At 72.5% G+C, this 25,570-nt stretch carries 23 protein-coding genes; 15 read left to right on the top strand and 8 right to left on the bottom strand.

Features of this window, described 5'->3' with window-relative positions:
* Positions 1 to 114: 114 nt before the first annotated feature.
* The 5 genes from AC069K_RS08470 to AC069K_RS08450 all read left to right on the top strand — a co-directional run bounded on the left by AC069K_RS08470 (position 115) and on the right by AC069K_RS08450 (position 5,877).
* Positions 115 to 1,863 carry a glycosyltransferase family 2 protein gene (locus tag AC069K_RS08470; protein ID WP_478613527.1) on the top strand — a complete coding sequence of 583 codons (1,749 nt, stop codon included), beginning with the start codon at positions 115 to 117 and terminating at the stop codon, positions 1,861 to 1,863.
* A complete protein-coding gene (locus tag AC069K_RS08465; RefSeq protein ID WP_478613524.1) occupies positions 1,860 to 2,966 on the top strand; it encodes a glycoside hydrolase family 26 protein in 1,107 nt (368 codons plus the stop codon). The genes AC069K_RS08470 and AC069K_RS08465 overlap by 4 nt, the downstream gene beginning before the upstream one ends.
* 138 nt (positions 2,967 to 3,104) lie before the next feature.
* Entirely contained in the window at positions 3,105 to 4,028 is a 924-nt protein-coding gene (locus tag AC069K_RS08460; RefSeq protein ID WP_365106255.1) for an NADP-dependent oxidoreductase, read from the top strand.
* A gap of 35 nt (positions 4,029 to 4,063) precedes the next feature.
* Positions 4,064 to 5,002 (top strand): AraC family transcriptional regulator, encoded by a 939-nt coding sequence (locus tag AC069K_RS08455; RefSeq protein ID WP_365106258.1) that lies wholly within the window; start codon positions 4,064 to 4,066, stop codon positions 5,000 to 5,002.
* Between the two features lie 215 nt (positions 5,003 to 5,217).
* Entirely contained in the window at positions 5,218 to 5,877 is a 660-nt protein-coding gene (locus AC069K_RS08450) for a peptidylprolyl isomerase (protein WP_365106261.1), read from the top strand.
* Between the two features lie 339 nt (positions 5,878 to 6,216).
* Here AC069K_RS08450 and AC069K_RS08445 read toward each other — a convergent pair whose 3' ends face one another.
* Complete coding sequence (locus AC069K_RS08445) at positions 6,217 to 7,443, bottom strand: FUSC family protein (RefSeq protein WP_478613521.1); 1,227 nt, start codon at positions 7,441 to 7,443, stop codon at positions 6,217 to 6,219.
* 300 nt (positions 7,444 to 7,743) lie between these two features.
* On the opposite strand from AC069K_RS08445, the gene AC069K_RS08440 reads away from it, so the two are divergent.
* Positions 7,744 to 8,250 (top strand): GNAT family N-acetyltransferase, encoded by a 507-nt coding sequence (locus AC069K_RS08440; protein ID WP_478613520.1) that lies wholly within the window; start codon positions 7,744 to 7,746, stop codon positions 8,248 to 8,250.
* Entirely contained in the window at positions 8,247 to 8,909 is a 663-nt protein-coding gene (locus AC069K_RS08435; RefSeq protein WP_478613517.1) for a histone deacetylase, read from the top strand. The genes AC069K_RS08440 and AC069K_RS08435 overlap by 4 nt, the downstream gene beginning before the upstream one ends.
* Before the next feature lie 22 nt (positions 8,910 to 8,931).
* Here AC069K_RS08435 and AC069K_RS08430 read toward each other — a convergent pair whose 3' ends face one another.
* Positions 8,932 to 9,735, bottom strand: coding sequence for a LysR family transcriptional regulator substrate-binding protein (locus tag AC069K_RS08430; protein ID WP_478613514.1), 804 nt, complete (start codon positions 9,733 to 9,735; stop codon positions 8,932 to 8,934).
* A gap of 58 nt (positions 9,736 to 9,793) precedes the next feature.
* Between AC069K_RS08430 and AC069K_RS08425 the strand changes: the two genes are divergently transcribed.
* A complete protein-coding gene (locus AC069K_RS08425; protein WP_358831903.1) occupies positions 9,794 to 10,198 on the top strand; it encodes a DUF5997 family protein in 405 nt (134 codons plus the stop codon).
* Between the two features lie 132 nt (positions 10,199 to 10,330).
* Here AC069K_RS08425 and AC069K_RS08420 read toward each other — a convergent pair whose 3' ends face one another.
* The gene (locus AC069K_RS08420; RefSeq protein WP_365106272.1) at positions 10,331 to 11,221 is read right to left on the bottom strand and encodes an arylamine N-acetyltransferase family protein; all 891 of its coding nucleotides are present in this window, start codon (positions 11,219 to 11,221) and stop codon (positions 10,331 to 10,333) included.
* A 167-nt stretch (positions 11,222 to 11,388) separates the two neighbouring features.
* Between AC069K_RS08420 and AC069K_RS08415 the strand changes: the two genes are divergently transcribed.
* Complete coding sequence (locus AC069K_RS08415; RefSeq protein ID WP_365106310.1) at positions 11,389 to 11,895, top strand: mycothiol transferase; 507 nt, start codon at positions 11,389 to 11,391, stop codon at positions 11,893 to 11,895.
* A gap of 66 nt (positions 11,896 to 11,961) precedes the next feature.
* Positions 11,962 to 13,236: an MFS transporter gene (locus AC069K_RS08410; protein WP_478613509.1), complete on the top strand. Its 1,275-nt coding sequence runs from the start codon at positions 11,962 to 11,964 to the stop codon at positions 13,234 to 13,236.
* Positions 13,237 to 13,249: 13 nt separating this feature from the next.
* Here the strand turns inward: AC069K_RS08410 and AC069K_RS08405 are convergent, their stop codons facing one another.
* Positions 13,250 to 13,546, bottom strand: a complete 297-nt coding sequence (locus tag AC069K_RS08405; protein ID WP_358831906.1) for a DUF4031 domain-containing protein — start codon at positions 13,544 to 13,546, stop codon at positions 13,250 to 13,252.
* 235 nt (positions 13,547 to 13,781) lie between these two features.
* Between AC069K_RS08405 and AC069K_RS08400 the strand changes: the two genes are divergently transcribed.
* Positions 13,782 to 15,143, top strand: coding sequence for an FAD-dependent oxidoreductase (locus AC069K_RS08400; protein ID WP_478613505.1), 1,362 nt, complete (start codon positions 13,782 to 13,784; stop codon positions 15,141 to 15,143).
* Positions 15,144 to 15,226: 83 nt separating this feature from the next.
* On the opposite strand, the gene AC069K_RS08395 is transcribed toward AC069K_RS08400, so the two are convergent.
* Entirely contained in the window at positions 15,227 to 18,706 is a 3,480-nt protein-coding gene (locus AC069K_RS08395; RefSeq protein WP_478613502.1) for a M28 family peptidase, read from the bottom strand.
* A 157-nt stretch (positions 18,707 to 18,863) separates the two neighbouring features.
* Between AC069K_RS08395 and AC069K_RS08390 the strand changes: the two genes are divergently transcribed.
* Both AC069K_RS08390 and AC069K_RS08385 read left to right on the top strand, forming a co-directional pair.
* Positions 18,864 to 19,850 (top strand): LysR family transcriptional regulator, encoded by a 987-nt coding sequence (locus AC069K_RS08390; protein WP_478613499.1) that lies wholly within the window; start codon positions 18,864 to 18,866, stop codon positions 19,848 to 19,850.
* Between the two features lie 71 nt (positions 19,851 to 19,921).
* Entirely contained in the window at positions 19,922 to 21,334 is a 1,413-nt protein-coding gene (locus tag AC069K_RS08385; RefSeq protein WP_478613496.1) for a cytochrome P450, read from the top strand.
* Here AC069K_RS08385 and tgmB read toward each other — a convergent pair.
* Both tgmB and tgmA read right to left on the bottom strand, forming a co-directional pair.
* Complete coding sequence (tgmB, locus tag AC069K_RS08380; protein ID WP_478613493.1) at positions 21,328 to 22,254, bottom strand: ATP-grasp ribosomal peptide maturase; 927 nt, start codon at positions 22,252 to 22,254, stop codon at positions 21,328 to 21,330. The two genes, AC069K_RS08385 and tgmB, sit on opposite strands and share 7 nt — an antisense overlap.
* A 15-nt stretch (positions 22,255 to 22,269) precedes the next feature.
* Positions 22,270 to 22,461: a putative ATP-grasp-modified RiPP gene (tgmA, locus tag AC069K_RS08375; RefSeq protein ID WP_478613491.1), complete on the bottom strand. Its 192-nt coding sequence runs from the start codon at positions 22,459 to 22,461 to the stop codon at positions 22,270 to 22,272.
* 201 nt (positions 22,462 to 22,662) lie between these two features.
* Between tgmA and AC069K_RS08370 the strand changes: the two genes are divergently transcribed.
* On the top strand, positions 22,663 to 23,100 hold the full coding sequence (locus tag AC069K_RS08370; RefSeq protein ID WP_478613488.1) for a hypothetical protein: 438 nt from the start codon (positions 22,663 to 22,665) through the stop codon (positions 23,098 to 23,100).
* Positions 23,101 to 23,122: 22 nt separating this feature from the next.
* Here AC069K_RS08370 and AC069K_RS08365 read toward each other — a convergent pair whose 3' ends face one another.
* Positions 23,123 to 24,064 carry a DUF389 domain-containing protein gene (locus AC069K_RS08365; protein ID WP_358831914.1) on the bottom strand — a complete coding sequence of 314 codons (942 nt, stop codon included), beginning with the start codon at positions 24,062 to 24,064 and terminating at the stop codon, positions 23,123 to 23,125.
* 439 nt (positions 24,065 to 24,503) lie between these two features.
* Between AC069K_RS08365 and AC069K_RS08360 the strand changes: the two genes are divergently transcribed.
* Positions 24,504 to 25,460, top strand: coding sequence for a hypothetical protein (locus AC069K_RS08360; protein ID WP_365107805.1), 957 nt, complete (start codon positions 24,504 to 24,506; stop codon positions 25,458 to 25,460).
* The last annotated feature ends 110 nt before the right edge of the window (positions 25,461 to 25,570 follow it).

The raw sequence follows: 25,570 nt of genomic DNA, 5'->3' as shown, positions 1-25,570 counted from the left end.
CCACCCGGCCACGCCGAGGGGCGGGAACCGGACACCGGGTGACGACTGTCCTACTCACCGCAAGTAACGGCCTGTTCACACCGGCGTGATGGTGTCGGTCAGCAAGGGGGGGACATGTCCGGATACGCATCCCGGCCGGCCGCGCGCGCCGAGAAGAGGGCCCGCCGCAACGCGCGGGCCGTCACGGCGTACCGGCGCGCGGCCCGGGGCTGCGGCCCGCTGGCGAACCCGCGCGGGGCGGTGGCGTACCTCTCCGTCCTGCGCACCGGTGACCGGATCTCGCTCACGGCGCTGGTCGCCGCGACCGCGCTCGCCGACCTCGCCTTCATCGGCTGGCTGCTCCTGCCCGAGCATGTGCCGGGGCCCGGGGTGACCGGGCTCGGCGGCTGCGGGCTGTGTCTGGCCCGGATCGGGTTCTGCCTGGTCATCGCGGTCGAGGCGATCAAAGTCGTGCAGGCGGTGGCGATCTGGGTGTTCGCGTTCCGGGCCCGCGACCCCATCCCCATGACCCCGCCCGCCAAACTGCGGGTCGCCCTGCTGACGACGATCGTGCCCGCCAAGGAGCCCCTCGCCGTCGTGCAGCGCACCTTGCGCGCGATGCTGGAGGTGGAGCGCTGGGAGTGCGCGGTGGACGTGTGGATCCTGGACGAGGGCGACGACCCGGCGGTCCGGCAGATGGCCGCACGGCTGGGCGTCCACCACTTCAGCCGCAGGAACCGCCCCGAGTACAACCGGCCCTCGGGCCCGTTCCGCGGGCGCACCAAGTCCGGGAACCACAACGCGTGGCGCGCCGAGCACGAGGACCGGTACGACGTGGTGGCGCAGATGGACCCGGACCACGTTCCGCTGCCGTGCTTCCTGGAGCGGACCCTGGGCTACTTCCACGACCCCGACACCGCGTTCGTCGTCGCCCCCCAGGTCTACGGCAACGCGTACGACAACTGGGTCGCCCACGGCGCCTCCGTGCAGCAGTACCTCTTCAGCAGCATCGTCGAGCGCGGCGGGAACGGCCTGGACGCCCCGTTGCTGATCGGTACCAACCACCTCTACCGGGTGGCGGCCTGGCGGCAGATCGGCGGGTACCAGGACTCGATCATCGAGGACCATCTGACGAGCATGCGCGTCCACGGCACGCTCAACCCCGCCACCGGCAACGGCTGGAGGGGCGTCTACACCCCGGACGTGGTGGCCGTGGGCGAGGGCCCCACGACCTGGACCGACTACTTCAACCAGCAGAAGCGCTGGGCGTACGGCATCTGGGAGATCAAGCTCAACCCCCGGCTGCGGCACGGCATCCGTCTCAGGCCCCGCCAGCGGCTGCTGTACGACCTGGTGCAGTTCTACTACCCGAGCATCGCCGTCAACCTGGCGCTCGGCACCCTCGCCACGGCGCTGTACATGCTGCTCGGGGTGGAGTCGATCCACCTGCCGGGCCTGCCCTGGTTCCTGCTCTGGTCGGCGGGCATGGCCGGGTCGTTCGGGCTGTGGCTGTGGCTGCGCCGGTTCCACCTCGCCGAGCACGAACGGCGCGAGATCGGCACGGCGGGAATCCTGCTGACCCTGTTCGCCGGGCCCGTGTACATCGCCGCCGCGGTCAACGCCCTGCTGCGCCGCCCCCTCGCGTACGTCGTCACCGCCAAGGGGGAGCTGCGCAGCTCCGAGTCGCCGCGCACGTTCCGGCTGCATCTGCTGTGGGCGCTGCTGGCCGGGGGGCTGCTGGTGGTCAGTTTCGTCCACCACCACGACTACACGGGCATGCGGGTGTGGACGCTGCTGTGTCTGGCGGCGGGTTCGGCGCCACCGCTCCTCGCCCTGGCCGACGGCCTCTCCGCCCGGCTGCGCACGGCGAGGGCCGAGCGGTGAGGGTCACCGCGCCGAGGGTGCTCGTGCTGCTCTGCGCCATCGTCCTGTGCTGGTACACCTTCCAGGTCGCGCCGGACGTCGCGGACCGGGGCCGGCGCGCCGCTGCGGCCCGCGCCGACGCCGTGCTGCCGCCGACCACCCGGCTGCCCGGCGCCGAGGCGGCCCGCCGCTCCACGACGCCCTTCCCGGCCCCCGGAAAAGCGTTCCTGGGTGTCTTCACCTCCCAGGGCACCCACGACTTCACCGAGGCCGCCGACTTCGCCCGCGGGACCCGGCACCGGCCGCAGGTCTTCGAGTTCTCGGCGGACTGGGCGCACGACCGCTTCGACGCGAAGGCCCTGGACCGGGTGGCCGCGCGGGGCATGATGCCGATGGTCGCCTGGGAGCCGTGGGACCACCGCGAGGAGGCCGAGGAGCCGAAGCTGCGCGGCGAGCAGCCCGCGTACCGCCTGTCGCGGATCGTCGACGGCGACTTCGACGCGTACGTACGCTCCTGGGCGCGCGGGATCGCCTCGCTCGGCTACCCCGTGGCGATCCGCCTCGCCCACGAGATGAACGGCTACTGGTACCCGTGGTGCGAGCAGTCCAACGACAACGGCCGCGGCGAGTACGTCGAGGCGTGGCGCCACGTCCACCGGATCTTCGACGCGGCGGGCGCGCACAACGCGGTGTGGGTGTGGAGCCCCAACATCAGTTACACCAACTCCACCCCGCTGCGGCGCCTCTACCCGGGCGACGCCTATGTGGACTGGGTGGGGTTGTCCGGGTACTACGGCACCGCGGGCAAGGAGAACTACCAGTCCTTCGAGGCCCTGTTCACTCCCTCCCTCGAGGAGCTGCGCCGCTTCACCCGCAAGCCGCTGGTCATCACCGAGGTGGGCGCCACCGACGCGGCCGGGCGCAAGGCGGAGTGGATCACCGGGATGTTCCGCGCGCTGCCCCGCCACCGCGACGTCATCGGTGTCATCTGGTACCAGGCGGTGAAGGAGATCGACTGGCGTGTGGGCACCTCCCCCGCGGCGTCGGCCGCCTTCGCCGCGGGCGCCTCGGCCGCCCGCTACCAGCAGCGGTGGGAGCCGGGTGGCGCGCCCCGGCTGCGCTGAACCGACGATCCCCACCGCAACCATCGGGCGGCGAGACGCTGGGACATACAAGCGAGACGGAAGGCCATTCTGCGGCTCGTTCGATCTTCCTAGGGTTGAGGACATCAAGCAGGAGAACCCGACTCAGGGAGAGTTACCGTGCGCGCAGTCATCCAGAAGTCCGTCGGCGGCCCCGAGGTCCTGGAGATCGTCGAGACCGACCGGCCCGTACCGCGGGCCGGCGAGATACTCGTCAAGGTCCACGCCATGGCGATCAACCCCGTGGACGTGGCGGTCAGGGCCGGTGCGTTCCCGCTGCTCGGCGAGCCCCCGTTCGGGGTGGGCTGGGACGTCTCCGGTGTGGTCGCTGAGGCCGGCCCCGGCGCCGGGTTCGCGGTGGGCGACGAGGTGTACGGGATGCCGCTCTTCCCCCGCACGGCGGGCGGATACGCCGAGTACGTGGCCGTGCCCGCCGGCCACATGGCCCGCAAGCCCGCCTCCCTCGACCACGTGCACGCCGCCGCCGTTCCGCTCGCGGCCCTCACCGCCTGGCAGGGGCTGGTGCGCGAGGCGGGCGTCAAGGCGGGCGACCGGGTGCTGGTGCAGCGCGCGGCCGGTGGGGTGGGGCACTTCGCGGTGCAGATCGCGAAGGCGCGCGGCGCCCGGGTGACCGCCCTGGCGAGCGCGGCCCGCCACGACTTCCTGCGCGGCCTCGGGGCCGACGAGGTCATCGACTACCGCACCACCGACTTCACCGAGGCCGTGGAGCCGGTCGACATCCTCCTCGACTCCACGGCGCAGTCCGACCTCTCCGTCGCCGCGGTGCGCCCCGGCGGTGTGCTCATCAGCATCCTGGAACACCACGACACGCAGGTGGCCGCGCGCGTCGAGGCGGCCGGGCGGCGCTTCGCGGGCGTGTCGGTCGAGCCGGACCGGGCGGCGCTGGAGGCGATCGCCGAACTGGTGGACGCGGGCCGGATCCGTCCCCATGTCGAGGAGACCTTCCCGCTGGCGGAGGTGGCCAAGGCCCACGAACTGGTCGGCTCGGGGCGGGTCCAGGGCAAGATTGTCCTGACGGTCTGACCGGGGAGGGCCGTGGAGGAGAGGGGCGGGGCCGTATGGACATCCTGACCGAGGCGCTGGCCTCGATGCGCACGGGACACCCGACATCGGTACGAACCAACGGCCACGCCCCCTGGGGCCTGCGGCTGCCACCGGTCGCGGGCGCCGGGTTCCACGTGGTCCTGTACGGGACGTGCTGGCTGGTGCCGCTGGAGGACGCGCCGCCGCATCTCGAACCGATCCCGCTGAGCCCCGGCGACGTGGTGTTCCTGCGGGACGGGCGCGGCCACATCCTCGCCGACCACCCCACGACGGTGGCGGAGGAGGCCAGGGCCGAGCAGTGCGCGCAGAGTGCGCCCATCGGCTCGGTCACGGTCGGCGCCGGGGGCCCCGAGACGCGTCTGCTGTGCGGCAACTACCACCTCGACCAGGGCCGCGCGCATCCCTTGGTGCGTCAGCTGCCCGAGGTGATCCATCTGCGGACGCGGCACGGCCGCCACCCCGAACTGAGCGCCGCCGTCCAGCTGCTCGGCTCCGAGCTGGAGAACCCGCGCATCGGCTCCGACGGCATCGTGCCCACGCTCATCGACTCCCTGCTGCTCTACATCCTGCGGGCCTGGCTGGAGGAGCAGCCCGCGGCCTCCGCCCGGGGCTGGGCCGCGGCCCTCGGCGACCCGGCGGTCGCGCCGGCCCTGTCGGCCATCCACGAGGACCCCTCGGCGCCGTGGTCGGTGGAGTCGCTGGCCGAGCGGGCCGGGCTGTCCCGGGCCGCGTTCGCCCGGCGGTTCGCCGCCCTGGTGGGCGAGCCCCCGATGGCGTATCTGACGCGCTGGCGCATGACGACGGCCGCGCGCCTGCTGCGCGAGAGCGACGCCCCGCTCACCTCGGTCGCGGCGCGCGCCGGTTACGGGTCGGAGTTCGCCTTCGCCAAGGCGTTCAAGCGGGAGTACGGCCTGGCGCCCGGCGGATACCGCCGCCAGACGAGGGCGGCCTGACCCGCCAACGCCCCGGGGAGCACCGGGCTTTCACGGCACCGGATCCGGCGCCGCACGCGGTCATACGGCTGTGACCGTGCGTCGGCCGTTCCCGGGGCCGGTCCCGTAGCCGGTCCCGCGCATGGCGCGTGCCACAGCGGGCAGGATGAGGCGGCCATGACACACCCCTGGCCCCGGTACGCCCGTCCGGTGCCGATCCGAAAGGGACCCGTCTCGTGCTCCGTAAGCCGTACGCCCTGCTCGCCGCTGCCGCCCTGTTACCGCTCGGCGCCGCGACGCGGGCCGCAGCCGACTCCCCCACCGCCCCCGCGCCCACGGCCTGCGCCTACACGCCGGCCGTGCCCGCGGACAACTTCAAGGGGATACCGGTCTTCGACCCGGTGAAGGCCGCCAAGCCGTACAGCGCGACCCTCCGCACCGGCCAGGGCGCCATCACCTTCCGGGCGCTGACGGACAAGGCGCCGTGCACCACGTACTCCTTCAAGTTCCTCGCGCAGCGCGACTACTTCGACCGCTCGCACTGCCACCGGCTCACCACGGCCCGGATCTTCGTGCTCCAGTGCGGCGACCCGACCGGCACCGGAAGCGGCGGGCCGGGCTACTCCTTCCCCGACGAGAACCTCACCGGCGCCACCTACCCGGCCGGTACGGTCGCGATGGCCAACGCCGGGCCGAACACCAACGGCAGCCAGTTCTTCTTCGTCTGGAAGGACACCAAACTCTCCCCGGCCTACACACCCTTCGGGAAGGTCACGGCCGGACTCGACGTGTTGCAGAAGATCGCCGCGGGCGGCGAGGACGACCAGAACGGGCCCGGCGACGGGTTCCCGACGCTCCCGGTGAACATCAAGCGCGTACAGATCAAGAACAAGTAGCTCCGGTCACTCCGGGCCGGGGCCGACGCGGCTACGGCCCCGCCCTCGGGCAGGGCCGTACCGTGCGCCGCTAGCGGGCCAGCAGCGCGCCCGCCACCTGGGCCGGGACGGGGGCGTACCCCACGGGCCGCGTGGCGAAGGCGCCCCGGCCCCTGTTGCGACCGCGCAGACGGGAGGCGTAGACGAAGAGTTCTCGGTCATCGGGCGGCCTAGCGCGGCCGGTCGGCGGATCGGTCGCCCGGCCGGGTCGGCGGCACGGGATTATTTCCCGCGGCGGCCCCGACTCCCCCACACACACCAATGCCCGACGCTCCCCGACGCCGCCGATCGGGCAGCTCCCTAGACCCCGCGGTTCGCGCGTCGCGCGTCGCGCAGGCGCAGGCCGCGTTGGAGTCGGCCCAGGAGGCGATAGCGCTCACGGCGTTCGCGGGAGTGTTTGTCGAGCTCCTCCACCAGGCGCTGGGAGCGCTTCTCCACGTCGAGTTCGTCCAGGATCCGGTCCACCTCCGCGAGCAGCGCGCCGTGCAGCTGCCACTGCCGGGCGTCGCGCCGGACCTGGTCGAGCAGCAGGACCGCGACCCGGTCGCGGCTGGCGCGGGCCGCGGCCAGCTCGTCGGCGAAGCGGTTCTCGGCCTCCTCGGCGTTTGCCCTGACCTGCGTGGTGATCAGTACGGCGAAGCTCTCCACGGCCTGGGCCATGTGCTCGAAGACGTCCCGCAGGGCCATCCCCGTCTCCGGCTCGAAGAGGTGTTCCTCGGTGCGTTCCTTGGCGAGGTCGGTGACGGACCGGCACACCACCCGCAGCACGACCGCGGAGATCTCCAGCGCGTCCAGGCCGGTGCGCAGCACGATCCGCGACAGCAGCCCCTCCTTGACCCGGGGGTTGAACCGCAGGCTGTCCTCGGCCTGCCGCAGCGAGGCGTCGACCTGCACGATGTCGTGGTCGAGCTTGCGGGCCTCGTGCAGGCGGGCCGCCGCCCGCGCGACCGGGGTGTGCCCGCCCACCTCCTCCGCGAGGTCGATCAGGAGCCGTTTCATCCGGGCCGCCAGCTCCTCGATGGCCTCACCCGCGGACTCCACCCACACCGGTGGCACCAGCAGCACGTTGAACAGCATCCCGACGCCCGCGCCGATGAGGGTCTCCAGGACGCGGTCCCACGCGGTCGCCGACACCCGGGTCACCCCGAGCACGAGCATCGCGCTGATGGCGACCTCCGGGACGAACTCCCCGGCCTTGACGAAGCGCCCGATCACCAGCGCCGCCAGGATGATGAGTCCGAGGCTCCACCAGGTCAGCCCCACCAGCGCGCTGAACCCGATGGCGAGCAGGACACCCGCGATCACCGAGTTCACCCGTCGTACCCCGGTGATCAGGGTGGTGTAGAGGGTGACCTGGACGACCAGAAGGGCCGTCAGCGGGGCGGTGAGCGGCGCCAGCTCGCTGCTGAGCTGGAGCGCCACGACGTAGGAGATGACGGCGGCCGCCGTGGAGCGCAGGGTCTGGACCACCGCGGGTTCCCGGCGCCGGCGGGCGAGATGGATGAGGGGATCAGTGAACTCAAGCACCTCCCGCACCTTCCCTCTCCGTGGTTTCCCTACCACTGATGTCCGGTGATCCGCCGCTTCCACGGCATGGTGATCCGAATCACCCGACCAGCCGGTCCGCTTCGGAAGCCGACTTCGGCGGCCCGGGACGGGTTCACACGACGGCTCCCACGATTCCCGCACGATTCCCACAAGGTGGTAAACCATCGTCGCGGCGCGCGGCCGATCCACCAACCGGGCTGCGGCGAGGGCCAGGCAGGGGCTCGGCAGGGCCCGAAAGGCGATCGCCGTCCTCTGGGCCCGATGCGTACCATGCCGGTCATGCCCCGACTCCAGCTCCTGCGTCCCGGCCACGCCCCGGCCCTGCTCGCGTTCGAGCGGGAGAACCGCGCCTACTTCGCCCTGTCCGTCCCGGACCGGGGCGACGACTACTTCACCCACTTCGCCGCACGCCACGCGGAGTTGCTCACCGAACAGGCCGCGGGCCTGCACTTCTTCCACCTGCTGGTGGACGACGACGGCGAGGTGCTGGGGCGGTTCAACCTGGTGGACGCGGCCGACGGACGGGCCGAGCTGGGCTACCGCGTCGCCGAACACGCCGCCGGGCGCGGACTGGCCACGGCGGGCGTGCGCGAGGCCTGCGCCCTGGCCACCGCCGCGTACGGTCTGACCGGGCTGCGCGCCAGGACCACCCTCGACAACACCGCCTCGCGGACCGTCCTGGCCCGTACCGGCTTCACGCCCTGCGGCGAGATCGAGCTGAGCGGCCGGCCGGGGCTGCGCTTCGAGCGGAGCCTGGAGAACGAGGCGTCCCCGAGGCTCCCGTGATCCCCGCGCGGGCCATCGACCCGGGCCCGGTCCGCGATCTGACCCCTCGCCGGGTCTGGTACGCCTCGTACGGCTCGAACATGTTCCTGCACCGGCTCTCCTGCTACCTCGCCGGTGGACGGCCGCTCGGCGGGACCCGCGTCCATCCGGGGTGCCGCGACGGCAGCCCGCCGTCCGCCTCGGTGCCCGTGGAGCTGCCGGGCGCCCTGTACTTCGCCACCCGGTCACCGGTCTGGGGCGGCGGCCGGGCGTTCTACGACCCCGACGCCGAAGGGCGCGTACTGGCGCGGGCCCACCTCCTGTCGGCCTCCCAGTTCGCCGACATCGCCGCGCAGGAGATGTACCGGGAGCCGGGCACCGACCTCGACCTGACCGAGGTGCTGACCCGGGGACGCACGGCGCTCGGCGACGGCCGCTACGAGACCCTGGTCCGCGCGGGCAGACTGGACGGGATTCCCGTGCTCACCTTCACGGCTCCCTGGAAGATGTCCGACGTGCCGACGACCGTGCCGTCCGCCGCGTACGTACGCCATCTGGCCGCGGGTCTGGCGGAGGCGGGAGCGTGGGACTCCGGCGCGGTGGTCGCGTATCTGGCCTCCCGCCCCGGCGCGCACCCGCACTGGACCGAACAGGCCGTACGGGAGCTGCTGCCGCCCTGACGGGTGTCCCGGGGGACGAGGGCTAGGAGCGGCCGCGGGGCTTGCCGCGCTTGGCTCCGCCGGCTCCGCCCTTGGAACCGCCCTTCGCGCCGCTCTTGGAGCCGCCCGCGCCGGTCCGGGTGTTCTTGCCGGCCGGCTTGCCCGCGGCGGGCTTGCGCCGGGCCGCGGCGGGGTCGGGCCGCTTGGCCTTCGGCTCGGCCTTGGCCGGGGTCTGGGCGCGGCCCCGGGAGCTGTTGACGGTCCGGCCGCGGACGATCCCGATGAAGTCCTCCACCAGGTCGGTAGTCCGCTCCTGCGGCCACGACAGGGCGACACGGGACTCCGGGGTGCCCGTCACCGGCCGGTAGGTGAGGTCCTTGCGGTGGTGCAGCCGGGCCAGCGACTGCGGGACGACGAGCAGACCGATGCCCGCCGCCACCAGCTCGATCGCGTCGGCCGTCGTGGCGGGGCGCTCGAAGGCGGGCTGCCCGGGCGGGCGCTCCCAGTCGAGGGTGTCGTCGAGGGGGTGCAGCACGGTCTCGTCGGCCAGGTCCTCGGCGGACACCTCGTCCACCGCCGCGACCACATGGTCCTTCGGGACGACGACGACGGTCGTCTCCTCGTACAGCGGGATGGCGCTGAGGTCGGTCCCGTCGACCGGCAGCCGGACGAAACCGGCGTCGGCGCCGCCGTCGCGCAGCACGCCGAACACCTCGTCGGCGGGGACCGCGACCAGGGTCAGCGGGATGTCGGGCAGCCGCTCGTTCCAGATCCGCACCCACTTGGTGGGTGTCACGCCCGGGACGTACGCGAGCCGGAACGAGGGGGATGCTTCCGAGCCTGTCACTCCGCCAGGTTACCGGTGATGGTCGGAGGTGGCGCACACGCTCGATACCCTTGGCACCATGACGTCGCACCAGACCGCCCAGACCATGAAGCCCGCGACCGCGGCGAAGAAGCTGGGTGTGTACCTCGAGGCCACCCCCGCAGAGTTCCAGGAGGGTGTCGTCTCGCGCTCCGAGCTGAACGCGCTCCAGGCCGATCCGCCCCAGTGGCTCCAGGAGCTGCGCCGCACCGGCCCGCACCCCCGGCCGGTGGTCGCGGCGAAGCTGGGCGTCTCCATCGCGGGCCTCGCCCGCGGCGGTGTCACCGAGGCGCTCACCACCGAGCAGATCGAGGCGCTGAAGCAGGAGAACCCGGAGTGGCTCCAGAAGGAGCGCGCCACCCAGGCCGAGGTGCGCAAGGAGGCCGTGCGCATCAAGGAGAAGAACGCGCAGCGCGCCGAGGAGTCCGGGGACAAGCGTTCCTGAGCCCGCGCCCGGGCGGCGCCGCCGGGGCCCCGCATCCGGGACCCCGGCGTGAGCGGCCGGTGAACTGCCGGTGATCTTCGCCACGGCGAAGGTCACCGGCTTTCGCGTCCCAGCGGTCCGGCAGCCCGGGCGTCAGGCCACGTCGAGGCCCTGTTCCCGCTCCGCCTGCCGGGCGGCGGCGATGCCCTGCTCCAGAAGCGCCAGCTCCCGCGCCTCCACGGTGATCCCGAACGCGTCCGCGAGTACGTGCCCCAGCTCGGCCGGTTCGATCGTGCGCTCGGTGGCGGAGCCGTCCGGCCGGACGGTCCTCCAGGTGGCCGCGTCCAGCTGGTGCAGCCGGTCGGCGCCGAACTTCTGGGCGAACAGGCGCGCCGTGAAGGGCGAGCGGCTGTGCGTGCTCACGAAGTGGCTGCCCACGGTGTAGTCGATCGGGTACTGCGGGGTGAGGGTGAAGGTGTGCCGGGGGGTCCAGCCGTCCTGGCCGTACTGGTCCAGCCACCACTGGTCCACGCCGAGCGGGCCCGCCACCCGCCGCGTCCGGAACCTCCAGCCCTCCAGATCCACCTCGGCCCCGTCGGTGATCTCGACGGGCGCGAGCGGTCCGCTGCCGAAGCCCACGTCGCACAGCCACAGCCGGTCGTCGTCGGCGGGGCGCACCCCGGTCAGGGCGTGGGTGGCCGGGAGGATCTTGTCGCTGCCGAGCGTGACGCGCCCGATGAGGGCGGTGAAGGCGAAGCCCAGGCGCTCCAGCGCACTGGCGAAGAGCACGACGTGCTCGTAGCAGTAGCCGCCCCGGCCGCCCCGCACGAGTCTGTCCTGGACCGTCTCCAGGTCGAGCGCGACCGGTTTGCCGAGCACGGCGTTGGCGTTCTCGAACGGGATCGAGGTGACATGCGCCCGCTGGAGCCCGCGCAGCACCTCCAGCGTCGGCGCGCGCTCCCCCTCGTACCCGATACGGGCCAGATAGGCGTCCAGGTCCAGCCGGTCCCCCGACCAGCCGCGTACGTTCGCCGGCTCTGTCATCGCTCGCCTCCTCCGGGCCCGCACGGGTCCATCCGTACACCGTCGGGTTCCACCTCGTCCGCTTCACGACGGTCAACCGTGGCGGCGTCGGCCGTATGCCCGCTTCCCTCGGGCGCTTCCCCGTGCGAGGAGCGGCGGCAGGCCCTAGGTTGGCAGGCGTGACCACGGTGACGAGTTCCGATCTCCTTCTCGACGCGTTCGGCAGGATCCGCGAGGGCGTCGCGGAGGCCGTCGAGGGCCTGAGCGGCGAGGAGTTGGCGTTCCGGATCGACGGCTCGGCCAACTCCCCCGCCTGGCTGGTGTGGCATCTGACCAGGATCCAGGACGACCACATCGCGGATGCCGCCGGAGGCGAACAGGTGTGGACCGGGCAGGGGTGGGCGCGGCGGTTCGGGCTGCCGCTGGACGACTCTGACACCGGCTACGGCCACACCTCCGCCCAGGTCGCCTCGGTCACCGCCTCCGCCGAGCTGCTGACCGGCTACCACGACGCCGTGCACGCGCGGACCGCCGCGTATCTGGCGGGGCTCGACGGCAAGGCGCTCGCCCGGGTCGTCGACACCTCGTGGGACCCGCCCGTCACGCTGGCGGTCCGGCTGGTCAGCGTCGTCTCCGACAGCCTCCAGCACGCCGGCCAGGCCGCCTTCGTCCGGGGTGTGCTGTCCCGGCGCTGACCACACGTTTGACGGGAGCCGTAAATCGGGTGGCCAACGGTGCCGCCGTGACGTGGACTTGCCCGTATGACTGATCTCCGCGAGTCCCGGCCGGCGGGCGTCGTCCAGGACGGCGCCCCGGTGAGCCGCCGGGTGATCCTGCTGCTGGCGGTCGTCTGCGGGGTGGCCGTGGGCAACGTCTACTTCCCGCAGGCGATCGGCCCCACCGTGGCCGCCGGGCTGGGCGTCTCGCCGGACGCGGCGGCCCTGACGGTCACCGCGGTGCAGTTCGGGTACGCGGCGGGGATCTTCCTCCTGGTCCCGCTCGGGGACCGGATCGCCCACCGGCGGCTGATCGTCACGCTGCTGGGGCTGACCGGGCTCGGGCTGCTCGCGGCGGGCGCCGCGCCGTCGCTCGGGCCGCTGGTGGGGGCGAGTGCGCTGATCGGCGTCACCACGGTGATCGCCCCGATCGCGGGGCCGCTGGCGGTGGGTCTGGTGCCCGAGGACCGGCGCGGGGCGGTGAGCGGGACGCTGCTGAGCGGGTCCATCGGCGGCATGCTGCTCTCCCGCACCCTCGGCGGAACGCTCGGCCAGTGGCTGGGATGGCGTGCCCCGTATCTGCTCGCGGCCGTGCTCGCCCTGGCCATCGCCGCCCTGCTGTGGCGGGTGCTGCCGAGGACGTCCCCGCCCTCGCGGCAGCGGTATCCGGCGCTGCTGGCCGAACCGCTGCGGCTGCTGCGCGCCGAATCCGAGCTGCGGCGGTCCTGCTTCTACCAGGCGATGGTGTTCGGCGGTTTCTCGGCGGTCTGGACGGGCGTCGCCCTGCTGCTGACCGGCTCCGCGTACGGCATGGGGGCGCGGGCGGTCGGCGCGCTCGCCCTGGTCAACGCGGCGACCATGCTCTGCACGCCGTACGCCGGGCGCGCGACGGACCGCCGGGGGCCCGACGCCGTCAACCTGGTGAGCATGCTGGGCGTCCTCGCGGCCGCCGTCGTCCTGGTGTTCGGCGCGCTGGGCGGCACGGGAGGGATGGTCGCCCTGGTGGCGGGCACGCTGCTGCTCGACATCGGGATGCAGTCGGGCATGGTCGCCAACCAGGTGCGGTTCTACGCGCTGCGTCCCGAGGCCCGCAGCCGGCTCAACACCGCCTATATGACCTGCGGTTACCTGGGCGGCAGCCTGGGGTCGTGGGCGGGGGCGCGGGCGTACGCCGCCGTCGGCTGGCCCGGGGTGTGCGCCCTGGTGGCGGTGCTGGTCGCGGCGGCCCTGGTCCGGCACGCCTTCGCACGCCGGAAGCCGCACGGCGCGCCCGCTCCGGTGCGGCGCGCGGCCGGGCCGGAGGCGAGCGCGGCGCCGTAGTCCGCGCGCCGGGTCAGACCCGGACGCCGTCGCTGCGGCTGATCATCAGGTTGCCCATGAACCGCCGGTCCACCTCCCGGGCGCCCAGCCGTACGGCCTGCGCGCGGGTGGGTGGGGTGATGTCGTAGTGCCAGCGGTGGTCGCCCGGGCCCTTGCGCTGGTACCAGGCGCGGCGCATGCCGAGGGCGGCCGCGAACGCGTGCAGCTCCTCCTCGGTGTCGGCGGTCATATGGCACCAGTGCGCGGACGGCAGACCTCGTCGTCGCGCGAGAGCGCCGTAGTCCTTCACGTCGTCCACGTAGACGGTCAAGGGGGCAACCTCCCACTCCTGCTGAGGCTTTGTATTCTCCCTTGCCCCGCACGGACTCCCGGACACCCCGCCGGAACGACCGTTTCGCGCCGTTCGACCCCGCCCATCACCTTAACTTTGGGTTGGCATAAGGTGGGCTTATGAGCTCATAAAGAGGGGGCGGGTACCCACTTAGGTGTGCCTAAGCTTAGGGTGTCTGACGAGCCATTTCGTCGTCGGTCGAAGGGAAACAGCCATGCCCCGCCCCCTGCGGACAGCCATCGTGGGCGCAGGTCCCGCCGGGATCTACGCCGCGGACGCGCTGCTGAAGTCCGCGGCCGCCACCGACCCCGGCGTCTCGATCGACCTCTTCGAGAAGATGCCCGCGCCCTTCGGGCTGATCCGCTACGGCGTCGCCCCCGACCACCCCCGCATCAAGGGCATCGTCACCGCCCTGCACCAGGTGCTCGACAAGCCGCAGATCCGGCTCTTCGGCAACGTGGACTACCCCGGCGACATCAGCCTCGACGAACTCCACGAGTTCTACGACGCGGTGATCTTCTCGACGGGTGCGGACGCCGACCGCGCCCTCGACATACCCGGCATCGACCTCGACGGCTCCTACGGCGCCGCCGACTTCGTGTCCTGGTACGACGGACACCCCGACGTCCCGCGCACCTGGCCGCTGCACGCGGAGAAGGTCGCCGTGCTCGGCGTCGGCAACGTCGCCCTGGACGTCGCCCGCATCCTCGCCAAGACCGCCGACGAGCTGCTGCCCACGGAGATCCCGCCCAACGTCCACGAGGGCCTGAAGGCCAACCGGGCGCGCGAGATCCACGTCTTCGGCCGCCGCGGCCCCGCCCAGGCGAAGTTCAGCCCGATGGAGCTGCGCGAGCTGGACCACTCCCCCACCATCGAGGTCATCGTCGACCCCGAGGACATCGACTACGACGAGGGCTCCATCGCCACCCGCCGCTCCAACAAGCAGGCGGACATGGTCGCCAAGACCCTGGAGAACTGGGCGATCCGCGACGTCGGCGAACGCCCCCACAAGCTCTTCCTGCACTTCTTCGAGTCGCCCACCGAGATCCTCGGCGAGGACGGCACGGTCGTGGGCCTGCGCACCGAGCGCACCCGCCTCGACGGGTCCGGCAACGTGGCGGGCACCGGCGAGTTCCACGACTGGGACGTCCAGGGCGTCTACCGGGCCGTGGGCTACCTCTCCGACGAGTTGCCGAAGCTCCCCTGGGACGTGGAGTCGGGCACGGTCCCCAACGAGGGCGGCCGCGTCGTCGAGGCCGGCCGGCACCTCGCCTCCACCTACGTCACCGGCTGGATCCGGCGCGGCCCGGTCGGCCTGATCGGCCACACCAAGGGCGACGCCAACGAGACCGTCGCCAACCTCCTCGACGACCACGCCCAGGGCCGGCTGCGCACCCCCTCCGCGCCGGAGCCCGAGGCCGTCGACGCCTTCCTCGCCGAGCGCGGGGTGCGCTGGACCACCTGGGAGGGCTGGCACCGGCTCGACGCGGCCGAGAAGGCACTGGGCGAGCCGCAGGGCCGCGAGCGCGTCAAGATCGTCGAGCGTGAGGACATGCTGAGGGCCAGCGGCGCGTGACCGCCCGCCCCGCGCCACGCGCGTCGGCCCCCGCCGGGGAGAGGCGGGGGCCGACGCCGTTCACGAGGTGACCGGATAAGGTGTCAGCTCACCTGGAGGGTGATGTCGTCCACGACGTAGGAGGTCTGCAGAGCCTGGTCCTCCACGCCGTTGAACTTCAGGGTGACGGTCTGTCCGGCGAACGCCGAGAGGTCGTAGGACTTCTGGACGTAACCGGAGTTCGCGTCGAGGTTGGAGAAGGTCTCCAGGGTCTGGCCGCCCACCGAGACGGTGAACGTGTCGTACACGACGTTCTCGTCCTCGTCCGTGTCGATGTGCTGGAAGAACGAGAGCCGGTAGCCGGAGCAGCCGGACGGGATGCTCAGCGACTGCGAGACGCTGTCCGTACGGGCCGAGCCCCAGCCGTTCAGCCACGCCATGTAGGAGCCGCCGTGCGGCGTCTCGCCGGCCTGGTTGGTGATGACGCCCGAGGTGGCCGTCCACGGACTGGAGCCGTTCTCGAACCCGCCGTTGACGACGAGCTGGCGGGCGGTGCAGCCGCTACCGCCGCCGACGGTCAGCGTGTAGGTGGTGCTGTGGCCGACCGTGCCGGAACCGGTGACCGTCAGGGTGTAGGTGCCCGGCGTGGTGCCCGCGCCGACCTGCACGGTCAGCGTCGAGGACTTGCCGGACTGCACCGAGGTCGGGTCGAGGGTCGCGGTCACGCCGCTGGGCGCGCCCGAGACCGACAGGGCGACCGTCTGCGGGTCACCGCTGACCGTGGTGGTGTTCACCGTCGCGGTGGTGCTGCCGCCCGGGTTGGCGCTGCCGGAGGGCGGGGTGACGGCGAGGGAGAAGTCCTGCGCCGGGGTGGTGCCGCCGACCGCCTGCTTCCAGATCGCGTACGCCACACCGTCGGCGCTGCGGTCCAGGACCGTGGCGTTGATGTTGCTCGGGGTGTCGCAGGCGCTGTGGTAGCAGGAGTCGTAGGCGGCGTTGGCCGTGCCGCCCCACTTGGCCGCCTGCGCCGAGGTCTTGCGGGCGCTGGCGCCGGCCGCGTAGCCGGAGGTGGCGATGCCGGCCGCCTGGAAGGACGCGTCGTCACTGCGGCCCTGGCCCTCGACGTTCTCCTCGGGGGCGAGGTTGAGCGAGGCCCAGTACGCCTTGAGCGGGGCGGCCGCGGTGGAGTTGACGTTGTTGATGAAGTAGCCGCCGTTGGGCGAGCCCACCATGTCGAAGTTGTAGTACGCCTTGATGGCCGCGCGGTCGGTGGTGCTCAGCCGGTTGACGTAGAACTCGGAGCCGTTGAGGCCCTGCTCCTCGTCGGTCCACCAGGCGAAGCGCACGTGCTTGGTCATGGTGGGGTTCTTCTGCGCCAGGACCAGCGCGTTCTCCAGCAGGGTCGCGGAGCCCGAGCCGTTGTCGTTGATGCCGGGACCGGCCGACACGCTGTCGAGGTGTGCCCCGAGCATGAGCACCTGGTCGGCCGGGCCGCCGGGCCAGTCGGCGATCAGGTTGTTCGACGGGTAGGTGCAGGTGGTGCAGTTCTGCTCGGCCACGGTGTATCCGGCGGCCTGGAGCTTGCCCTTGATGTAGGCCAGTGACTGGGTGTGTCCGCCGCTGCCCGCACGGCGGTTGCCGCCGTTCTGGGTGGCGATGGTGCCCAGCTGCGACAGGTGCGCCTGGACGTTGGCCACGTCGATGTTGGGCGGGTCGGTGCCGGGCGGTGTGCCGCCGACGTTGAGCACGTAGTCGACGGTGTGGGAGAGCGTGGTGCCCTGGCCCTTGACGGTGATGGTGGAGGGGCCGGGGGCCGCGTTGGTGGACGCGGAGAGCGTGAGCACCGAGGACTGGCCGGACTGCACGGTGGCCGGGTTGAAGGACGCGGTCACGCCGGAGGGCAGGCCGGAGGCGGTGAGCGTCACCGACTGGGCCGAGCCCGTGGTGATGCTGGTGGTCACGGTGGTGGTGACCGAGCCGCCCTGCTGGACGGTGCCGGACGACGGGTTCAGGGCGAGGGAGAAGTCGCTCTGGCCGCTGGGCTGGCAGGTCGGGTCACCGCTCTGCGCGGGCACGCTGATGGCGTCCCAGGCCGCCTTGGTCCGGTTGAACAGGTTGCAGGTGGCGTCGAGCGACTTGGCCGAACTCAGCGTGGCGGTGCGGTACTTCTTGTACGACATGCTGCTGGTCTTCAGGAGCATGCCGCCGTAGAAGATCTTGCCCGCGTTCTGGACGCCGACCCCGGTCACGGTGCTCTGGTTGCAGGTGGGGCTGTTGGGCTTGCCGCCGCCGGGGCTGCTGCCCTCGGCCAGCAGATAGAACCAGTGGTTGAGGGGGCCCGCGGCGGCGTGCACCTCGGTGCCGGGTATCGCGGAGCTGTAGCAGGCCGGGTCGTTGTTGACGGCCGGCGGGTTGTACATGTTCCGGATCGGGCCCCGGCCCTGGAGGTTGATCATCTCGCCGACGGTGTAGTCCGGGGTGTCGTACGGGGAGGGCTCGTTGACGTACGCCTCGGTCAGCGCGCCGAAGATGTCACCGGTGCCCTCGCCGAGTCCGGCCTCCTGGCCACTGGTGCCGCCGGGGGTGTTGCTGTCGATGGCGTGCCCGTACTCGTGGGCCACCACGTCGATCCCGGCGATCCACTCGTTGGCGCTGTTGTGGCCGATGGTGACGGAGCTGCCGTCCCAGTACGCGTTGAGGTCGCCGAGGCCGACCTTGCCGGGGAAGCTGCGGCCGTTGCCGCTGACGCCGTTGCGGCCGAGCCACTGACCCAGCATGTCCCACTGCTTCTGCGCCGCGAACATCAGGTCCGCGCAGCCGGTCTCCTTGCTGGTGGGGTTGCCGGTGCCCCAGGAGTCGGAGGACTTGGTGAACACCGAGCCCGTGCTGTAGTCGGCGCAGCTCAGCCCCGCCCGACCGGGGTCGCGCAGCGAGTAGCTGCCGCCCGAGTTGGTGGTGTCGATGGTGACCGGGCTCGGGCCGTTCCACTTGCTGTTGGCGGTGCCCGCCTCGACGTCGTCGTGGGTGCCGAGGACCTTGCCGGTGCGCGCGTCCACGAAGACGTGCAGCCTGCTGGGCGCGGCCTTGGTGCGTCCGGTGAGCACGGTCTCCCAGGCGAGCGCGGGCCTGCCGTCCGCGAGCCGCACGACGAGCCGGCTCTGCACCACCTTGTCGACCTTGGCGAGCCGGGCGCGCGAGGTGGCCTCGGCGGCCTTCGCGGTGACCGAGGCGGTGGTCGCCACGTCGATCCGTACGGAGGAGGCGGACTGCACGGCGCGGATGTCGCCGTCGCCGTCCGCGAGCACCACCGCGTCGCCGCCGACGACCGGCAGTCCCCGGTAGCTGCGCTCGTAGGCGACGGAGTAGAGGTCCTTCACCCAGGGGGTGACCATGCGCCGCTCGTACTGCTCCTGCGGGGAGTTGACCAAGGTGTCGAGTCCGCTGCGGACCGCCTGGTCGGCGGCGGCGACGGCACGCGAGAGGGGGCTGGGCCGCTGGGCGGTCCCTGACTGCGTATGAGGTGCGGCCGATGCCGTACCGGCCAAAGCGCCGGTCAGGCCCGTGGTCAGGCTCAGTGCTGCCACGGCGGCCGTCAATCTGAAGGGGCGCAACGTCCACTCCGATCGTGGGGGGCCTGTTCTCCGCGCAGTATGGGCGTGGACATGGCAAACGTGGTACATACCAGTCGGGCATACGACGCGGGTTATGGTGCGCCGCCGGGCCGCTGCGTACGCTCGGAAGATGCAGCTGGAGTTGAGGCACTTACAGGCCGTCTGCCAGATCGCGGAAGCGGGCAGTCTGGGCCGCGCCGCGCGCCGGCTCGGGGTCTCCCAGCCCTCGCTCTCCGCCCAACTGCGGCGCATCGAGCGGGTCACCGGAGGCGATCTCTTCGTCCGCAGCCGCCACGGCACGGAGCCCACCCCGCTCGGCCGGTTCGTGCTGGCCAGGGCGCGCCGGGTGCTCAGCGAGATGGACGCGCTCGGCACCCGGGCCCGTGCTGTGGCCACCGACGCCCCGCTGCGGCTCGGCTGCATCCTGCTGGTCCTGCTCGACGGCCTGCTGGAGCAGACCGACCTCTCGCTCTCCGGCCAGGAGATCACCGTGGACCTGGAGCACTCGGTGACCGCCCTGACCCGGATGCTCGGCGCCGGACGCTACGACGCCATCGTCTACGGGGAGGTGAACGGCCACGAAGTGCCGCTCCCCGAAGGGGTCCTGGCCAGGACGCTGATCCCCGAGGAGCCCTTCTCCATCCGGCTCTCGGCCCGCCACCCGCTGGCCGACCGGGAGCACATCGAACTGGCCGAGCTGGCCGACGAGTCCTGGATGAACCTGGTGGAGGACGACGACGGCGGGCCGGAGGCGTTCGCCGAGGCGTGCGCGCGGGCCGGGTTCGCACCCCGGCTGCGCTACCGGATCGCGGATCGCCAGATGCAGTACGCACTGATCGCCGGGGGCCGTGCCGTCGCCCTGAGCCAGCCGACCGCGCCCGGGGCGGAAGGCACCGTGATGCGCCCCCTCGCCGGGGCCCCGCTCACCGGGCGCATCCGGCTGGCCTGGAACCGCTCGGCCGTCCCGGACCGGCAGGCCGAACTGCTCTACCGGGCGGCCCTGTGCGCGTATCTGGCCAACGTGGACAACAACGCCTTCCACCGCCTGTGGTGGGACAGCCACCCCGAGCTGCACCCCCCGTACGAGAGACCGGAGCTCCAGGCCTCCGACGTCTGAACCCCCGGGACCGGACGGCGAGCGCTTGCCCGACCGGCTTGCCGTTTCGGGCAGATGGGTAGAAAAGCAGCATGTCGAGCTCTGACCGGCCCACCGCCGGAGCCCCCGTGCCCCTGACCGCGCCCCCGCTCCGGCCCGTCCGCGGCCCCCGGGGGCTGCCCCGCCCCCTCGGCAACCTGTTCGCCTTCGGCAGGGACCCCCTGGACTTCCTGAGCGGACTGCGCGACGGCTTCGGCGACGCGGTGACCTGGTCGCTCGGCCCCCGGCGCGGTCTGTTCCTCTCCCACCCCCAGCACGTCGTGGAACTGCTGACGGGGCGTGAGCACGCGTACGAGATCCTCGACATCGGCTGGGCGCTCAAGCAGATCATCGGGCGGAGCGTCCTGCTCAGCAAAGGTGCCGACTGGCGCCGCAAGCGCTCGCTGGTGCAGCCGACGGTACGGCCGCGCCAGGTCCGCGGGTACGCGGCGACGATGGTGGAGTGCGCGGGCGCGGCGGCCGACGCCTGGCGCGAGGGCGAGCGGATCGACGTGCACCGCCAGATGGCGCTCATCACCCAGCGGGTCGTGCTGCGCACCCTGTTCGGCAACGACCTCGGGGAGCAGACCGCGGCGCTCGGCGACGCGATGACCGTGGCGGAGCAGGCGGTGGGGGCGGAGCTGCGGGGCATCGGCCTGTTCCTGCCCGGTTGGGTGCGCACCTCCTCCCGGCGCTCCCTGCTGGGCGCGGTGGCCACCATCGACGCCGAGGTGCACCGGCTCATCCGGGCCCGGCTGAGCGCCCCCGACGACCTCGGCACGCGCGACGACCTGCTCAGCAGGCTGCTCGCGGCCCGCGACGAGGAGGGCAGGCCGCTCTCGCCCAAGGAGGTGCGCGACGAGGCCGTCACCCTGTGGGCCGCCGGACACGAGACCACCTCCACGGCGCTCACCTGGATCGTGTACCTGCTCGGCCGCGCCCCGCGGGTCCGCGCCCGCCTCGAAGCCGAGCTGGACGACGTGCTGGGGGGCCGCCCGCCCACCGCCGACGACTACGACCGGCTCGTGTGGACCCGGCAGATCGTCAAGGAGGCGTTGCGGCTCTACCCGCCGGCCTGGCTCATCGGCGCGGTCGCCCGCCCGGGGGCCACGCTCGCCGGCACGCGCGTTCCGCCCGGGACGATCGTCTGGTGCAGCCCGTGGACCACGCACCGCGATCCGCGCTGGTTCCCGCGCCCCGACGCGTTCCGCCCCGAGCGCTGGGACGCCGACGCGCCGGACGCGGTGCCCGACCACGCCTGGTACCCGTTCGGCGGTGGCCAGCGGACCTGCCTGGGCGCCCGCTTCGCGCAAGTCGAGGCCGCCCTCGTGCTCGCCACCCTCGCCCAGCGCCACCACCTCGACGTGCCGCCCGCCGAGGCGGTACCCCGCGCCGGACTGCTGCTCCAGCCCGCCGTGCCGCTGCTGGCGACGGTGCGGGGCCGCCCGCGGGCCGCGGTTCACTGAGCCCCGGCCAGCCAGCTGGCGACCTCCGCCGCTATCGGCTGGCCGGTGTCGAGTTCGACGAACCCGAACTGCCCGCCCTGGTTGCACTCCAGGAACCACCAGACCCCGTCGGTGTCCTCGGCGAAGTCGAACGCCGCGTAGGCGAGCGCGGTGCGCCGGGTGTACGCGCGCACCGACTCGGCGATGCGCCCCGGCACACCGACGGGCTCCCAGCCGCGCCCGCCGTCGCCGTAGCGGCCGTCCACCTGGCCGGGGTCGCAGACCTTGCGGGCGGCGAACAGCGCGGCCCCCACACAGGTCAACCGGATGTCCGCCCTCTTGGGGACGAAGCGCTGGAGCAGCACCGGCCCCGCCCGGACGCTGGAGAAGTCCGCGTCGGGCCCGATCAGCGTCGTCGGCAGCGCCATCAGGGGCTCGTCCGGCGGCGGCCCGGCGGCGCTCTTGACCACCACGTCCCGGTACTCCTGCGCGAACTGCCGGGCCACCCGCGGCACCGTCGTGACGACGGTCGGCGGCACGGCGAACCCGCTGACGTGGGCGACCCGCAGCTGCCAGGGCTTGAGCCGGGCCGCCTCGGCGTCGCGCGGATGGTTCATCCAGCGCGCCGGGGCCGAGTACAGCATGCCGAACAGCGCCTGCCGCGTCTCGGCGGTCAGCCACGCGGAGGGCTCCGGGGCGTGGGCGGCCGGCTGCCCCGGCCGGCGCACCCACACCGAGCGCAGCCCCGACATGCTCACCACGAAGCCGTCGACCGACAGGTGCCCGCTGAAGTCCCCGTGGGCGTACTCGGCCGAGAGCACCGCTCTGCCGGGCACATCGGCGGGGTCGAGGCGCACCAGCGGGACGCCTCGCTCGTGCAGATGGGTCACCACCATGTCGGTGGTGACGTCCTGTTCGCACGTGAGGATGAGAACCGTCATCCGGCTGCCGGGCCGTCAGTCGTCGAAGTGGGTCTGGGAACCGGCGGTGGAGGCGGTGGTGCCGCTCGCTCGGAGCACCGCACGGTCGGTGACGGCGGGGCGCCCGTCGGGCAGCACGTTCAGCTGCCGCGAGGCGTCGAAGCGGTAGGCGACGGGCCGCTCCTCCGGCTCCTGGGGCACCGTGTAGCGCAAGGTGAACGGCCTCATGGGGGAACCTCCTGCTGCGACGTCACGCCGATCCTGTCCTCACCTGTACGGAGTGCCCCTGTAAGGAATTCATCACGTACCGCCACATCGGCGTGAAGGAGGTCACACCCCCGGCAGTCGGGTGAAGGCAGGTTTCGCCACCGTCCGTAACGGTGATCGCTCAGGACGTCACGATCTGCCTCCGACCCCACAGGAGCACACATGCGTTTGCGTACCACCCTCACCGCGGGCGTCCTCGCCGTCGGCGTCGTCCTCGGCGGCGCGACGACCGCGCTGGCCCACGGCGACGACGACCACGGCCGCAACCACGGCTACGGCTACGGCCGTGACGACGACCGCCGTCACGACTACGGCCACGGCTACGGCTACGGGCGCGACGACGACCGCCGCCACGACTACGGCCACGGCCGCAACGACGACCGCCGTCACGACTACGGCCACGGTTACGGCCGTGACGACAACCGCCACCACGGCTACGCCCGTGACGACGACCGTGACCACGGCCGCGACCACGGCTTGGAGGGCGGCCGGAAGGGCGCCTGTCACATGGAGGGCGACACGAGCGCCAACAAGGGCACCCACTACCAGTCCGACTGCGGCTGGGCGAGCTGGCACAGCGCCAGCCACACGGGCTACTGACCGGACCGGTCGCGTGTGGCACTCAGCGCGCGGGCTCGCGGCGCCGGCGCGGGCTCCTCAGGAGCGCCTTCTGGGTGAGCAGGGTGAGGGTGCCCGCGAGGACGATGCCGCCCAGGTTGGCGAGGAGCTGTTCGGTGGAGCCCCACGTCTGGGCGTACTCCCGGTAGCTGAACGCCATGGCGGCGTTGGCCGCCGCGGGGACCGTGGTCACCGAGATGGCCACGCCGATGAGCGCCCCGGACTTGGCCGAGGTGAGCGAGAGCGTTCCGGCGACGCCCGCCAGGAAGGCCACGACGAAGGACATCCAGTCGGGCTTCCAGATGAAGGCGGTGTTGGGACGGGTCGCCTCCAGCATGCCCTTGTCGAAGAGCCCCACCTGGTCCAGGAGCCAGCCGAAGCCGGCCGTCAGCAGCATGGCCGCGGCGAAGCCGGCCACCAGCGCGGTCAGTGACCGCCACACGAGGCCCGGCGCGCGCTGGACCAGTGCCGTGGAGATACCGGCCAGGGGTCCGAACTCGGGGCCGACCGCCATCGCGCCCACGATGAGAATGGCGTTGTCGAGCATGACGCCGCACGCCGCGAGCATCGTGGCGATCGCCAGGAACGCCACATAGGTGACCGTGAGCGTCGACTCCTCGTGCGTCGCGTCCGTGAGCTGTTCCCACAGCACCGCGTCGACGCCCTCGCCGGGAGCCTCCGCCTCGGCCTTCTCGGCGCGCTTGGACAGCGAGAAGTCGATGTTCTCGACGGCGATCGCGCCGGACCGGTCGAGCCCGAGCGCGCGCAGCCGCGCGATGAGTTCGTCACCGGCCTCGCGCGCGACGTCGCACAGCACCAGGTCGCCCACGGGGTTGCGGGAGGCACCCGGGACGACGGCCAGATGGGCGGTGCCCACCGTGGCCTCCAGGGTCCGCACCACCTCGTCGGTGAGGTCGGCGGGCACGTTCAGACGCAGATGCAGCAACAGCCCTACTCCAGATCGGTTCCTCGGCGCCGGCCGGCCCCGGCTTCCGGCCCCGTGACCAGGGCCTCCGTCGACGGCAAGGGTGGCACGCCCGCGCCGCCGCGTCACGCGCGCCACCGGCGAGGTCGGAACGGCCACCGCGGGAAATCAGGCCACGGCCGAAAAGACGTCACCGCCGCGGAATAGGACCGTACCCACACCCCCCACCGGTGTCCGCCAAAAGCCCGGTGTCGGCGCCCGGCGGACCCAACCGCATTTGCCCGGCCCATAAATGACAAGGAACCAGATATTCCGGGCGACGAGTTTCGATACGACTTCATGATGAGTAAGGTGTGGCTCGCTGTCAGTGAGCCTGCGTAGGGGTTACGTCCCTTGGCCGAATTCGCCATGGCCGGAATGCGCATGCGGGTGGCGTCGTCTTCGGGATGGAGAGGGGATCGTGACTGCGGGCTCGTTCGAGGGACAGTACGTGTGGCATCCGGCCGCCGACGACCGCGAGTTGGCGCAGGCCTGCACGGACGTGCGGGCCGGCCGGTATCTGAGCGCGCACAACGTCCTCAAGGACGCGCGCACCGACTTCGAGGTGCGCGCCCACCGCTCGCTGGTGCTCGCGTCCGAGGCCGCCGACTCCGACCTCGCCGAGCGCTGGCTCGCCGAGGAACCGAGCGCCGAGGCAGCACTGCTGGCGGCGCGGGTCGCGATGGTCCGGGCGTTACGCATGGCCGACGCCCGGGACGGCCGGGCCGGCGCGCTGGTGCGCATCGCCACGGCCGCCTGCGGCCGCGCCGCGAAGATGCTGCCCCAGGACCCCACCCCGTGGGTCGCCCAGCTCGCCCTCGCCCGCTTCGAGCGCTCCCACGACCCGGCCCCCAAGGGCCTGTTGACCGCGCCGCCGGGACCCTGGCAGCTCTTCTCGCACATCCTGCGGCTCGACCCCTGGAACCGCGAGGCCCACCACCGCTTCCTCGCCTTCTTCTTCACCCGCCACGGCGGCTCCGCGAGCGCCCGCTGGGACGTCGCCTCCTTCCTCAGCCACCGCGCCCCGCTCACCTCACCGCTGCGGCTGCTGCCGCTGGTCGCGCTCGTCGAGGACTACGACCCGTCCGCCCTGCTCGCGGACAGCACCTGGCTCCAGCCCCAGTGGACGGCGACGGCGCTGGGCATCTACCAGAACTGGTTCCCCCGGACAGCGGCCTACCGCTTCACCCCGGTCCTGGACCTGGCGTATCTGGCACACGCGCTGTACATGGCCAAGCGCGAGTTCGAGGCCCGGGAGGTGCTCACGGCCATGGGGCCCTACGCCTCCCGGATGCCCTGGAGCGCGTTCGGCGATCCCGAGGAACGGCTGACCAGGGCCCGGCGGGCCTGCGGGCTGCCGACCCCCGGCCCGGCCTGACCCGCCCGCACCACCGCACGGCCCAGCGGCACCCGTACGACACGCGTCCTGTCCACCCCCCCAGGAAAGGCTGCCACCAGTGTCCGAGCGCACGTCCCCGCCCCGCACGA

It is taken from the genome of Streptomyces sp. NPDC043908, assembly GCF_056435525.1.
Note: the sequence above shows the minus strand (reverse complement) of the source record. Positions and strands in the feature narration are given on the sequence as shown.

Bases quoted from the DNA above. Each gene is read 5' to 3' on its own strand.
- AC069K_RS08385 (WP_478613496.1), top strand. From the start codon at position 19,922: ATGTCGAGCTCTGACCGGCCCACCGCCGGAGCCCCCGTGCCCCTGACC.
- tgmA (WP_478613491.1), bottom strand. From the start codon at position 22,461: ATGAGGCCGTTCACCTTGCGCTACACGGTGCCCCAGGAGCCGGAGGAG.
- AC069K_RS08400 (WP_478613505.1), top strand. From the start codon at position 13,782: ATGCCCCGCCCCCTGCGGACAGCCATCGTGGGCGCAGGTCCCGCCGGG.
- AC069K_RS08470 (WP_478613527.1), top strand. From the start codon at position 115: ATGTCCGGATACGCATCCCGGCCGGCCGCGCGCGCCGAGAAGAGGGCC.
- AC069K_RS08390 (WP_478613499.1), top strand. From the start codon at position 18,864: ATGCAGCTGGAGTTGAGGCACTTACAGGCCGTCTGCCAGATCGCGGAA.
- AC069K_RS08420 (WP_365106272.1), bottom strand. From the start codon at position 11,221: ATGACAGAGCCGGCGAACGTACGCGGCTGGTCGGGGGACCGGCTGGAC.
- AC069K_RS08370 (WP_478613488.1), top strand. From the start codon at position 22,663: ATGCGTTTGCGTACCACCCTCACCGCGGGCGTCCTCGCCGTCGGCGTC.
- AC069K_RS08425 (WP_358831903.1), top strand. From the start codon at position 9,794: ATGACGTCGCACCAGACCGCCCAGACCATGAAGCCCGCGACCGCGGCG.
- tgmB (WP_478613493.1), bottom strand. From the start codon at position 22,254: ATGACGGTTCTCATCCTCACGTGCGAACAGGACGTCACCACCGACATG.
- AC069K_RS08440 (WP_478613520.1), top strand. From the start codon at position 7,744: ATGCCCCGACTCCAGCTCCTGCGTCCCGGCCACGCCCCGGCCCTGCTC.
- AC069K_RS08455 (WP_365106258.1), top strand. From the start codon at position 4,064: ATGGACATCCTGACCGAGGCGCTGGCCTCGATGCGCACGGGACACCCG.
- AC069K_RS08410 (WP_478613509.1), top strand. From the start codon at position 11,962: ATGACTGATCTCCGCGAGTCCCGGCCGGCGGGCGTCGTCCAGGACGGC.